At 70.5% G+C, this 12,254-nt stretch carries 12 protein-coding genes; 4 read left to right on the forward strand and 8 right to left on the reverse strand.

Features of this window, described 5'->3' with window-relative positions; translation table 11 throughout:
- Together G6028_RS07460 and G6028_RS07465 are read left to right on the forward strand one after the other, a co-directional pair.
- On the forward strand, positions 1-951 hold a 951-nt coding region (locus tag G6028_RS07460), incomplete at its 5' end, for an endonuclease/exonuclease/phosphatase family protein (RefSeq protein WP_241730613.1).
- A gap of 15 nt (positions 952-966) precedes the next feature.
- The gene (locus G6028_RS07465) at positions 967-1,497 is read left to right on the forward strand and encodes a DUF732 domain-containing protein (protein ID WP_241730614.1); all 531 of its coding nucleotides are present in this window, start codon (positions 967-969) and stop codon (positions 1,495-1,497) included.
- 25 nt (positions 1,498-1,522) lie between these two features.
- On the opposite strand, the gene G6028_RS07470 is transcribed toward G6028_RS07465, so the two are convergent.
- The 3 genes from G6028_RS07470 to glnA all read right to left on the reverse strand — a co-directional run bounded on the left by G6028_RS07470 (position 1,523) and on the right by glnA (position 4,338).
- Positions 1,523-2,332, reverse strand: a complete 810-nt coding sequence (locus tag G6028_RS07470) for a DUF1206 domain-containing protein (RefSeq protein WP_182611208.1) — start codon at positions 2,330-2,332, stop codon at positions 1,523-1,525.
- Between the two features lie 45 nt (positions 2,333-2,377).
- Positions 2,378-2,788, reverse strand: coding sequence for a hypothetical protein (locus G6028_RS07475; RefSeq protein WP_179525013.1), 411 nt, complete (start codon positions 2,786-2,788; stop codon positions 2,378-2,380).
- Positions 2,789-2,901: 113 nt separating this feature from the next.
- Positions 2,902-4,338 carry a type I glutamate--ammonia ligase gene (gene glnA / locus G6028_RS07480; protein WP_179525014.1) on the reverse strand — a complete coding sequence of 479 codons (1,437 nt, stop codon included), beginning with the start codon at positions 4,336-4,338 and terminating at the stop codon, positions 2,902-2,904.
- Between the two features lie 221 nt (positions 4,339-4,559).
- Between glnA and G6028_RS07485 the strand changes: the two genes are divergently transcribed.
- Complete coding sequence (locus G6028_RS07485; protein ID WP_179525015.1) at positions 4,560-5,048, forward strand: RDD family protein; 489 nt, start codon at positions 4,560-4,562, stop codon at positions 5,046-5,048.
- Between the two features lie 147 nt (positions 5,049-5,195).
- Here G6028_RS07485 and G6028_RS07490 read toward each other — a convergent pair whose 3' ends face one another.
- The 4 genes from G6028_RS07490 to sucB form a co-directional block, all read right to left on the reverse strand.
- Positions 5,196-5,951: a DUF4191 domain-containing protein gene (locus G6028_RS07490; RefSeq protein ID WP_179525016.1), complete on the reverse strand. Its 756-nt coding sequence runs from the start codon at positions 5,949-5,951 to the stop codon at positions 5,196-5,198.
- Between the two features lie 145 nt (positions 5,952-6,096).
- A complete protein-coding gene (lipA, locus tag G6028_RS07495) occupies positions 6,097-7,107 on the reverse strand; it encodes a lipoyl synthase (protein ID WP_182611207.1) in 1,011 nt (336 codons plus the stop codon).
- A 21-nt stretch (positions 7,108-7,128) separates the two neighbouring features.
- A complete protein-coding gene (gene lipB / locus G6028_RS07500; protein ID WP_182658490.1) occupies positions 7,129-7,806 on the reverse strand; it encodes a lipoyl(octanoyl) transferase LipB in 678 nt (225 codons plus the stop codon).
- An 84-nt stretch (positions 7,807-7,890) separates the two neighbouring features.
- Entirely contained in the window at positions 7,891-10,365 is a 2,475-nt protein-coding gene (gene sucB, locus G6028_RS07505; protein ID WP_182658491.1) for a 2-oxoglutarate dehydrogenase, E2 component, dihydrolipoamide succinyltransferase, read from the reverse strand.
- Positions 10,366-10,678: 313 nt separating this feature from the next.
- On the opposite strand from sucB, the gene G6028_RS07510 reads away from it, so the two are divergent.
- Positions 10,679-11,044, forward strand: coding sequence for an oxidoreductase (locus G6028_RS07510; protein ID WP_179525019.1), 366 nt, complete (start codon positions 10,679-10,681; stop codon positions 11,042-11,044).
- A 34-nt stretch (positions 11,045-11,078) separates the two neighbouring features.
- On the opposite strand, the gene G6028_RS07515 is transcribed toward G6028_RS07510, so the two are convergent.
- Positions 11,079-12,254: leucyl aminopeptidase (locus G6028_RS07515; RefSeq protein ID WP_241730615.1), on the reverse strand; the 1,176-nt coding region annotated here is incomplete at its 5' end.

The raw sequence follows: 12,254 nt of genomic DNA on the forward strand, positions 1-12,254 counted from the left end.
CCGGTGGCCCGGGCGGCGGCCGTGCTGGCCGCGCTGGTGGCCGCGGCGGGAATCGCACTGCACCACTCGACCTCCGAGGTCCCCGCGGTCCTGGTCCTGGCCACGTTCGCGCTGTGGGCCTGGGCGTTCTCCCTCATCGCGGTCCTCGCGGCGCTGCGCGCCCGCTCCGTGGTGTTGACGGTCGTGGCCGTGGCGCTGGTCGGGGCGGGGGCGGTCCAGTACGGCCCGCTGGTGTCACCCGCCCGTGGGTACGACGACGACGAGGGCGTCGACCTCCGGGTGCTGGTGCAGAACCTGGAGTACGGCGGAGCCGACCCGGTCGACGTGGCCCGTGCCGTCCGCGACGGCGGGGTCGATCTGCTGATCACGGTGGAGGCCACCCCGGAGGCTGTCGACGGTCTCCGCGCGGCGGGCCTCGGCGAGATGCTCCCGCACGAGGCATCCGATGCCGCCCCGCAGGCCGCGGGCGTCGCGGTCTGGTCGCGGTACCCGCTCTCGCCACCCGAGCGGGTCGCCGGATTCAGCCTGGGAGTCCTGCGCACGGACATGGCCGGCCCCGCGGGTCCGGTGACGGTGGTGGCGGCTCACCCCGTCGCGCCCGTGTTCGACGGTCCCGCCGCGGTCGAGGAGGCGGACCGTCTGAGGTGGTACCTCGGCGGGTTGCCCGGACCGGCCCCCGTGGTGGTGGGCGGCGACTTCAACGCCACCTGGGACCACGCCCGGTTCCGCGGACTGCGTGGGCTGGGGTACACCGATTCGGTCTCCGGCGGTGGCGACGGCTGGGTGCCCACGTGGCCAGCCGACGGGCGCGTCCCGCCACTGATCGGCATCGACCACGTGCTCGCGCGGGGAGCGTCGGCGGTGGGGGAGACCAGGACCGTCCGGGTGGGTGGCACCGATCACCTGGGCGTGATCGCGACGGTACGTCTTGCCGGGGACCGGGTCCGTTGACCTACGATGCGCACCATGAGTTCACGCATCCTGACAGCAGCGTCCGGCCTCGGTGCGGTCGCGCTCGCCGTGGTACTCGGGGGTTGTGGCGGGGCGACCGTGGAGGGGGAGGCGCCCGAGGTGGCCACGGAGTCCACCACGACGTCCGCCGCGTCGAGTACCCCGTTCGCCGAGGAGCGACCGGAGAAGCCCACCGGGCCCGTGACACCGCCCCCGCCGCCCGAGCCGCAGCCGGAACCGATGCCGGGGGAGCCCGCGCCGGAACCACGAGCGGACGACACCCCGGCGGCTGAGCCCGCTCCCGTCGCCCCCGGAGGCGGTGACTTCGTCGCGCTGCTGCAGAGGCAGGACGTCGCACTCCCCGAGGGCGTGGATCCGGTGGCCACCGCCGCGGAGGCGTGTGGCCGCTTCGACGGGGGCCAGCAGATGGACGAGGTCTCGGGGTGGCTCGGCGAGTACGGGCGGTTGGGCCCCGAGCAGCAGGGATTCTTCCTCGGCGCCGCCGTGGGTACCTACTGCCCCCAGAACTTCCCCAAGCTCGGCTGAGCCCGGCCGGTGTGAGCCCGGCGTCTCACATCCGGCTGTACTTGGCACGGCCCAGGGAGTAGACGCCGTACAACGCGATCCCGACGCCGGTCATGATGAGCAGGATCTGGCCGAACGGCTGCTCGCCGACCGTTCGCAGCGCGGCATCGAGTCCGCCCGCCTTCTCGGGATCCGCGGTCACGACCGCCGCGATCACCAGTCCGCCGAGGATGACCAGGGCGGCACCCTTGGCGATGTACCCGAGCTGACCGGAGACGACGATGGCCCGCCCGACGTGTCCGCCCCCGGTGCGTTCCAGGTCCTCGACGAACTTCTTGGTGGCGCCCTTGTAGACGTGATACGCGCCCACGCCGATGATCACGAGGCCCACCACGACGAGCGCGACCTTGCCCGGTGCGGAGCCGAGCAGTCCGGCGGTGGTACCGGACGCCGTCTCGGAATCCGAATCGGATCCACCGGAGGCGAACCGGGCGGTGGTCACGCCGAGAGCGAGGTAGACGGCGGCCTTGGCGCCCGCCTTGACCCTGTCCGAGGCCTCCTCCGATCCCAGGATCATCTCGATGACCTGCCAGAGACCGAGGGCGAGGAAGCCGATCGCGCCGACCCAGAGGAGGGCCTGGCCACCCGGTGCGGAGGCGATCTCGGCGAGGGCACCCGAGTTGGACGCCTCCTCTCCGCCCGATCCGGTCGCGATCCGGATGGCGATCCACCCGATGAGCAGGTGGAGGATCCCGTTCATGACGAAGCCCGCGCGGGCCAGCCACTCGAGGGCGGGATGGTCGACGGCGGAGCGGGCGGCGCCCTGAACGGAGCGAGGGGAACTGGGTGTCTTCATCTCAGCACTCTCCCACGAGCTCGGCTTCCCCACGACCTCGGCGGTTCACCACTCGATCTCGCCGAGGACGTCGTTCCGCCGACGGAGCTCGGCCAGCCGCTGTTCGGCCGCGCGGTGCTCCTCGGAGCGGCGGCGGGCCTGTTCGGCGAGTGCGTCCGCCTCGACCTCGGCCAGGAGGAGCTGGAGACGGTCCTTCTGTTCGCGCAGTGTCTCGACCGAGGTGTCCATCGCGATGAGCTTGCGTGAGCCCGCGCTGGCATGGAGGAACGGGTTCCGTTCGAGGATCAACCTCGCCTCCTCGGGGTCGAGCACCCGCGACAGCTTGAGCAGCACGGGGTAGCTCTCGCCGTCGCCGCCGGTTCCCGGTTCGTGATCCGGGTCCAGGGCGGCCGCGACCACCTTGAGTGGTCTGGCCCTCGGGGAGGCGCTCCGGAAGTCCACGTCGTCTGCGTCCACGAGCTCCCGACCCCTTCCGTTCCCCGCCTCCTGGCGTTCCCCGGTCCTGGGTCAACCGTAAACGCCCCGGCCACAGGGGCCGGGGCGTTTCAACGATTACGCGAGCTGCGGGATCAGCAGTCGTAGTACAGGTCGAACTCGTGCGGGTGCGGACGCAGGTTGACCGGGGCGATCTCCTTCTCCCGCTTGTACTCGATCCAGTTCTCGATCAGGTCCTCGGTGAACACGCCACCCGCGGTGAGGTACTCGTGATCGGCCTCGAGGCGGTCGAGCACCGCGGAAAGCGAGGTGGGGGCCTGCGGGATGTCGGCGGCCTCCTCCGGCGGGAGCTCGTAGAGGTCCTTGTCCACGGGGGCGTGCGGCTCGATCTTGTTCTTCACGCCGTCCAGGCCCGCCATCATCATCGCGGCGAACGCGAAGTACGGGTTGCCCGACGAGTCGGGGCAGCGGAACTCGATGCGCTTGGCCTTGGGATTGTTGCCCGTGATCGGGATACGGACACAGGCCGAGCGGTTGCGCTGCGAGTACACCAGGTTGATCGGTGCCTCGTAACCCGGGACGAGCCGGTGGTACGAGTTGATCGTGGGGTTGGTGAACGCGAGCAGGCTGGGCGCGTGGTGGAGGATGCCACCGATGTAGTAGCGGGCGACGTCCGACAGTCCCGCGTAGCCGGCCTCGTCGTGGAACAGCGGCTTGCCGTCCTTCCACAGCGACTGGTGGGCGTGCATGCCGGAGCCGTTGTCACCGAAGAGGGGCTTGGGCATGAAGGTCGCGGACTTGCCGTTCTTCCACGCGGTGTTCTTGACGATGTACTTGAAGAGCTGGATGTCGTCGGCCGCGTGCAGGAGCGTGTTGAACTTGTAGTTGATCTCCTGCTGGCCACCGGAGCCCACCTCGTGGTGGAAGCGCTCGAGCTCGAAGCCGGCGTTGGTGAGGTTGGTCGACATCTCGTCGCGCAGGTCGACGAAGTGGTCGTAGGGCGCCACCGGGAAGTACCCGCCCTTGGGGCGGACCTTGTACCCGAGGTTCGGTGAACCGTCGGCCTCGGACTCGGCTCCCGTGTTCCAGTTGCCGGCGATCGAGTCGACCTCGTAGAAGCCGTGGTTGGTGCCCGAGCCGTAGCGGACGGAGTCGAACACGAAGAACTCGGCCTCGGCACCGAAGAAGCAGGTGTCGGCGATGCCCGTGGAGATCAGGTACTCCTCGGCCTTGCGCGCGACGTTGCGGGGGTCGCGGCTGTAGGCCTCACGGGTGAAGGGGTCGTGCACGAAGCAGCTGATGTTCAGCGTCTTCGCCTTGCGGAACTGGTCGAGGCGAGCGGTCGACACGTCCGGCAGGAGCATCATGTCGGACTCGTGGATCGACTGGAACCCCCGGATGGACGAGCCGTCGAACGCCAGGCCGTCCTCCATCATGTCCTCGTCGAAAGCCGCGGCAGCGATCGTGAAGTGCTGCTCGGCGCCGGGCAGGTCGGTGAACCTGATGTCGACGTACTCGACGCCCTCGTCCTTGATGAACTTGATGACCTCGTCCGGAGTGGAGAATGCCACGATGTCGCTCCTCGTCTCTCTGTGCGACGGGCAACCGGTGCCGCCCGTCGTGCGGTGACCTCACGATATGGGCGAGGTGTTGCCCGGCCGTCAACCGAATGTTTCGGCAGTGTTACAGAGGCGGGCCGGGTGGTGTCCCTCCCAATAGGGGTCAGCCTAGTCAACCACTGCGGGGGAACGTCGACACGGGGATCGACCGGGCCCCGGTTACCCTGGGAACCATGCGTGAACTTGCAGGATCATGGCTGTCCGGCCCGACCTCGTCCGGCAACGAGCCGGAGCAGGCCTTCAAAGGTGAGCGGCTCGGGCTGCCCCGGTACGGCGAGGGCTCTCTCGCGCCGCTGGGGGTGCGTCTCGGCGCGCTACTGGTCGACTGGTTCCTGGCCTACGGGTTCGTGGGACTCGTCGTCACCCTCGGTGGACCGGGCCTGCTCGGAGGCGAGACGTTCTCCGCCGTGGCCAGTTGGGCGACTCCGCTGCTCTGGGGCCTGTCCGGCGTGGTGTGCGTCTGGCTCTTCGCCCAGACGCCCGGACAGGCACTCTTCGGGATCGGCACCGCACGGATCGACGCCGACGAGCGGGTCGGTGTCCTCCGTGCGATCGTCCGGGTCGCCTTCGTGTTCTTCCTGCTGCCTCCCCTCGTCCAGGACGAGGACGGCCGCGGCCTGCACGACAGGGCGACGGGTACGGCGCTGATCCGGACCCGGTGACCCCGGAGCTGGTCCCGGTGGGCCCGGTGGGCCCGGAGGCGGATCCGGGGATCTGTTCGCGCTAACCCGTCGGCGCGGCCGGCGAGTGCGACCAGCGCGGCCGGCGCGACCAGCACGACCGGTGGGCGTGACGGGCTCCGGCCCCGGTCAGCCCCGTCGCCGGGCGCTGCGCTGCATGTTGCGGACCTTCGCGCCCTGGGGGAGCGGGCCCTTGGGCATCTGGTTCTGGATGCCGGTCTTGGTGCCCAGCGCACGCAACCGGGTGTCCAGGGCGTCGACCTTGGCGCGGTTGATGTTCATCGGGTAGCGGGTCAGGCGACGGTTGAGCTTGCGCAGCGGGACCTGTTCAGGGGTCGTCCCCTCCTCGTCGCCGACGATCAGCTCATAGATCGGGGTATCACCGACGACCCGGGCGACCTTCTTCTTCTCCTGCAGCATGAGTGGCTTGAGCCGGTGCGGCTGCCCCTCGCCCACGAGGACGATCCCGCATCGGCCGACCACGCGGTGCACGGCGTCGAAACTGGTCGTCGCCGCGACGGCCTGATTGACGCGCCAGCCCGATCGGAGCTGATCCAGTGCCCACGCCGCCGCACCGGGCTGTCCTTCGGCCTTCGCGAACACGGTGTTCTGGACGCGGCGGGAGAAGATCACCATCGCCAGCATCAGACCGGTGAGGACACCGAGTGGGAGCATCCACCACTCCCCGCCCCAGAGCGAACCCAGGAGGAAGAACGCGGCGGTGGAGAGGATCAACGCGCCGATCATCAGGGGCCACAGGAGTTTGTCCTGCTTGGACTGGATCTTCAGGGCCTCCCACATCTGCCCGCGCTGCGCTTTGCTCGCCTGCCGCCGTGCAGCCCGAGCCGCCTTCTTGTCCGCCTTGCTGACCTCGCTCTTCGCCATACCGTTCAGGATACGTGGCGGGGACCACCGTTCGGGAACCGCGGTTCGCCGCAGGGGTGGACAGGGCGAGCAGGACGGGTGGCGCGGCTGAGTCGGCCGGGTGGCCCGGCTGAGACGGCCGGGTCGGACGTGGGCCCGCGGGGGGTCAGGCCCGGGCGCGCGCCAGCACGGACGAGGCCTCCTGCGAGGCGGCGCCCCCGGAGGTCAACTGCGCGAGGTGCTGCGGAACCTCCTGGCCGCGGTGTTCGAGAGCCTGGACGTAGAGGCGACCGGCCCGGTACGAGGACCGCACCAGTGGACCGGCCATGACCCCGGCGAAACCGATCTCGCGCGCCTGGTCGGACAACTCCACGAACTCCTCCGGCTTGACCCAGCGGTCGATGGGATGGTGCAGCGGACTGGGCCGGAGGTACTGGGTGATGGTGAGGATGTCGCACCCCGCGGAATGCAGGTCGATCATCGCGTCGACGATCTCCTCCGTGGTCTCACCCATCCCCAGGATGAGGTTGGACTTGGTGACCAGCCCGAAGTCACGGGCGGCGCGGATCACTCCGAGGGACCGGTCGAACCGGAACGCCGGCCTGATGCGCTTGAAGATCCGGGGGACCGTCTCCACGTTGTGCGCGAGCACCTCGGGCCGGGACTCGAAGACCTCCGCGAGCTGATCCGGATCCCCGTTGAAGTCGGGGATCAGGTTCTCGACGCCGGTGTTGGGGTTGAGTTCGTGGATCTTGCGGACCGTCTCCGCGTACAGCCACGCGCCACCGTCGTCGAGGTCGTCCCGGGCGACGCCGGTGATGGTCGAGTACCGCAGGCCCATCTCGCGAACGGACTCCGCCACGCGCCGCGGCTCGTCCCGGTCGAGGGCACTGGGCTTGCCCGTCGCGATCTGACAGAAGTCGCAGCGTCTCGTGCACTGTTCGCCGCCGATGAGGAAGGTGGCCTCGCGGTCCTCCCAGCATTCGTAGATGTTGGGGCAGCCGGCCTCCTCGCACACCGTGTGCAGGCCGCCGGTCTTGACGAGGCCCTTGAGTTCCTTGTACTCGGGGCCCATCGTGGCCCGGGTCCGGATCCAGGAGGGCTTCCGCTCGATCGGCGTCTCGGCGTTGCGGGCCTCGATGCGGAGCAGTTTGCGGCCTTCGGGAGTGACAGTCACGGCCGCCAGCCTACGCTCGAATCACCCCACGGGTAGTCGACCGTCGAGCGCCTCCACCACGTCGGAGGTGACCTGGTCGAGGACCTCCGAGACGGGGACGTCCCGTCCGAGTTCGGCCGAGAGGGACGTGACCCCGGCGTCGACGATCCCGCAGGGGACGATCCGCGAGTATGCATCGAGATCACAGTCGCAGTTGAGCGCGAAACCGTGCATCGTCACCCCGCGCTGGACACGGATCCCGATGGCGGCGATCTTGCGCTCCGGCCGGCCGTCACCGGCCGGACACCACACCCCGGACCGGCCGTCCACCCGGTCGACCTCCACCCCCATCCGGGCGCACGTGGTGATGAGGGCCTGCTCCACCCGGCGGACGTACTCGACCACGTCGATGGGGTTCGACAGGGCGATGATCGGGTACCCGACCAGCTGCCCGGGTCCGTGCCAGGTGATCCGACCACCCCGGTCCACGTCGACGACGGGGGTCCCGTCGACCGGGCGATCCGACGGCTCTGTGCGCTTCCCGGCGGTGTACGTGGCCGGGTGTTCCAGGAGCAGGATCGTGTCCCCGCGGGCTCCGTCGGCACGCTCCTGCGCGAGCGTTCGCTGCAGCTCCCAGGTAGAGGTGTACTCGACGGTGCCGAGGCGGCGGATCTCCGGCTCGACCGGATCGCGGCGCAGGGACAGACCGGTGTGGGACATGCCGTCCACTCTAGGCCGAAGGGTCCCGCAGACGACGACGGGCGCCCTCCCGGAGGAGGACGCCCGTCGCGCTGTCGTCGGGACCTACAGTCCGAGGTCTCCCTCGAACTCGGCCTTCTGCAGACGGTCCTTGACCGTGGTGAGGAAACGACCGGCGTCCGCGCCGTCGATGAGACGGTGGTCGTAGGTCAGCGGCAGGTAGCCCATCGACCGGATGGCGATCGACTCGCCGTCGTCATCGGCGTCCACCACGGGGCGCCGCACGATCGCGCCGGTCCCCAGCATCGCCGCCTGCGGCGGCACGAGGATCGGGGTGTCGAACAGTGCACCCTCGCTCCCGATGTTGGTGATGGTGAACGTGCCCCCCTGGAGGTCGTCCGGGGTGAGCTTGGACGCCCGCGCCCGCTCCGCCAGGTCGATGATCGCCTTGGCGAGCCCCGGGATGTCCAGGTCCTGGGCGTCGCGGATGACCGGTGAGAGCAGCCCCGCCTCGGTGTCCACGGCGATGCCGAGGTTCACCGAACCGTGGTAGGTGATCTCGTTGGTGTCCTCGTCGTACGACGCGTTGACGTTCGGGTGCGAGACCAGGGCCTCGACCACCGCCTTGGCGTAGAACGGCAGGTAGGTGAGCTTGACGCCGTGCTCGTCCGCGAACCGGCTCTTGGTCCGGGCCCGCAGTTGAGCGACGCGGCTCATGTCCACCTCGAAGACCTGCGTGAGCTGCGCGCTGGTCTGCAGCGACTCGCGGGTCTTCTTGGCCGTGATCTTGCGGATCCGGTTGGCCTTCTTGGTGGTCCCGCGCAGCTCGGCCAGTTCGGGTCGGACTCCGGCCTTGGACGGGCCGCCTGCCGGGGCCTTCTTCTCCGCGGGGGCCTCGGTGCCGCCCTCGGCGCCAGCCTCGGCCGCGGCGAGGACGTCCTGCTTACGGATGCGTCCGCCGATCCCGGTGCCCGTGACGGATTCCAGGTCCACGCCGTGCTCCTGCGCGAGCTTGCGCACGAGCGGGGTGACATAGGGGGAGGTACCGGAGCCGGAGCCCGTGGCGCCGCCCTCGTTCTCCGTCCCGTTCTCCGCCGCGGCGAGCACGTCCTGCTTGCGGATGCGCCCACTGGCCCCGGTGCCCTCGACGGTCTCGAGGTCGACACCCTTCTCCTCGGCGAGCGTCCGCACCAACGGGGTGGGGGACGGCGAGGTGCCGGACTTGGCGGCCTCCGCCGGTTCGGCCCGCTCGCCCTGCGCGCCCGAGGAACCCGGGCCGTCGGCCGTGTCCGCGTCCGCGGACTTCTCGGCCTTGGCGGCGGCCTTCTTCGCCGCCTTCTTCTCGGTCTTCGGGGTCCCGCCCGCGGCGTCGTCCTGCTCCGCAGCGCCGGCAGCGTCGGTGGCATCGCCCTCCGCCTGCGCGGGGGCGTCATCCGGACGGGTGGACTCGGCGGCGTCGGACGTCCCCTCGTCGGCGGGCTCGTCGTCCCGGTCGGAGGAGTCGCCGTCGCCGATGACGGCGAGGACGGCACCGACCTCGACGGTCTCGTCCTCGTCGGCGACGATCTTCTGCAGGGTGCCGGCGACGGGGGAGGGGATCTCGGTGTCGACCTTGTCGGTGGAGACCTCGAGCAGGGGCTCGTCCATCTCGACGGTGTCGCCCACGGCCTTGAGCCAGTTGGTGATGGTGCCCTCGGTGACGGATTCGCCGAGTTCGGGCATGGTGACCTCGGTGCCCTTGCCGCCCGAGCCCTTGCCGCCCGAGTCGCCGGAGGACTTCGCGGGCTTCTCGGCGGGTGCCTCGTCGGCCTCCGCGGAGGTGTCGGCCTCGTCGGCATCGTCATCGGAGTCGTCGTCGACATCGTCGTCGGAGGAATCCTCCGCCGGCTCGTCGGCGTCGGCGGGCTCGTCGTCCTGGTCGGAGGAGTCGCCGTCGCCGATGACGGCGAGGACGGCACCGACCTCGACGGTCTCGTCCTCGTCGGCGACGATCTTCTGCAGGGTGCCGGCGACGGGGGAGGGGATCTCGGTGTCGACCTTGTCGGTGGAGACCTCGAGCAGGGGCTCGTCCATCTCGACGGTGTCGCCCACGGCCTTGAGCCAGTTGGTGATGGTGCCCTCGGTGACGGATTCGCCGAGTTCGGGCATGGTGACCTCGGTGCCCTTGCCGCCCGAGCCCTTGCCGCCCGAGTCGCCGGAGGACTTCGCGGGCTTCTCGGCGGGTGCCTCGTCGGCCTCCTCCGTGGAGGTGTCGGCCTCGTCGGCATCGTCATCGGAGTCGTCGTCGACATCGTCGTCGGAGGAATCCTCCGCCGGCTCGTCGGTGTCGTCCGATCCACCGGAACCGTCGTCGATGACCGCGAGTTCGCCGCCGATCTCGACGGTCTCGTCCTCGTCGGCGACGATCTTGGACAGCGTGCCCGCGGCGGGCGACGGGATCTCGGTGTCGACCTTGTCGGTCGAGACCTCGAGCAACGGCTCGTCGACCTCGACGGTGTCCCCCTCCTTCTTGAGCCAGCGGGTGACGGTGCCCTCGCTGACGGATTCACCGAGAGCCGGCATCTGTACGGAGAAGGCCATGGTGTCGTGACTCCTCAAGAGTTCTGGGCGCTGCCCGCCGGCGCGATCCGCACCCGCGTGAGCGGCGACATGGTGGTGGGCTATCGATTCTTCGAGACGACCCGGGACGGAACCACTGTGGCGGCCCGCCCGGACGATCGACCCCCATTGTGCCCTGTGCCACCTACCGGTGTCGGCGGACGCTCCGATCCCGGCGTCTGTGGGCGCCCGATCCGCCCGGCGGCCGCGCGATCACCGGTGCTCGGGCTCGGTACGATCGATTCGGCGTAGACGGCCCCACCCCGGACGGGGGGCCGACGGGAGGAGACCGACAGTGGCGATCCGCGATCTTTTCCGGCGGCGGCAGACGCGGATCCCCGCGGATCCCGCCGACCTCGCCCACTTCCGATCCTGGTGCGAGACCCGGGTGGGGATCGAGGCGTACCTGGAGCCCGAGACCCTCGTGTCGGTGCCCGGGCTCCTCCTCGTCGCGTTCGACGGCGAGTGGACGCGACGCCCGGTGGGGGACGTGGCCACCGCGCGCAAGCTCGCCGACGAGCTCAAGATCCCCCTCTACGACGCGATGGAGACCGGGTACCCGGACCGGATGCGGCTCTTCGAGGAGGTCCGCATCTCCCGCGAGCGCAAGGAGAGGGCCCGCCGGCTCCGCGAACAGATGCGCGGAGCCGACGAGGCCTGACCGGCCGCGGACGGGTCAGCCGCCCGCGGACGGGTCAGCCGGCCGCGGCGATGTCCTCGAGCACCGCGAGCATCGTCCGGACGGGGACACCGGTCCCGCCCTTGGGCAGGTAGCCCTCGGCGCCGCCGTCGTTGTAGGCCGGGCCCGCCACGTCGACGTGGGCCCACTCGACGCCCTCGGCGACGAACTCGGAGAGGAACAGGCCCGCGGAGAGCATGCCGCCCCAGCGGTGCGGGGTGACGTTGGTCAGATCCGCGACCTGGGAGTCGAGGCCGTCGCGGAGCTCCTCGGGCAGCGGCATCGGCCAGCCGCCCTCGCCGACCCCCCGGCTGAGCTCGGCCACCCGGTCTCGGAACTCCTCGGTGCCCATGACACCGGGGGACTTCTTGCCCAGTGCGACCATCTGCGCCCCGGTGAGCGTGGCGGTGTCGATGAGGTGGGACGGCGAGTCCTCGCACGCGCGGACGATGGCGTCGGCCAGGATCAGCCGCCCCTCGGCGTCGGTGTTCTGCACCTCGACCGTCGTCCCGCCGTACATGGTGAGCACGTCGCCGGGCCGGTACGCGGTCGAGGACGGCATGTTCTCGGCCATCGGGACGGTCGCCACCACGGTCAGGTCGAGACCGAGCCGGGCGGCCAGGATGACGGTCGCGACCACGGCGGCCGCACCGCCCATGTCCATCGTCATCTGCTCCATGCCCGCGGCCGGCTTGATGGAGATGCCGCCGGTGTCGAAGGTGACGCCTTTGCCCACCAGGGCGACGGGCGGCCGGTTCTCGTTGCCCCGGTGGGTGAGTCGGACCAGGCGTGGTGGCCGGGACGACCCGCCGCCCACGGCCAGGATGCCGCCGTATCCACCGTCGGCCAGGTCGGCCTCGTCCATGATCTCCACCTCCAGGCCCGCGGCGGCGGCGAGCTCGGCGGCGCGGTCCGCGAAGGAACCGGGGAAGAGCAGGTTGGGTGGGGTGTTGACCAGGTCGCGGGCGAGGCCGACGCACTCGGCGATGGTGGCGGCACGGGTCACCGCGTCCTCGCCGCCCTCCGCGACGAACACCTTCACGGTGTCCGCCTTGTCGTCGTCGTCGTTCTTCGCCGTGACCTTGGCCGGCCGGAACGATCCCAGCGCAGCCCCCAACGCGACCGCCTCGGCGCGCCCGGCGTCGAGCAGGACCAGTGCGGAGCCCAGCCCACGGCACGCGCGCGCGGCGGC

This window comes from Dietzia cercidiphylli (assembly GCF_014145145.1).
Lineage (GTDB): Bacteria > Actinomycetota > Actinomycetes > Mycobacteriales > Mycobacteriaceae > Dietzia > Dietzia natronolimnaea.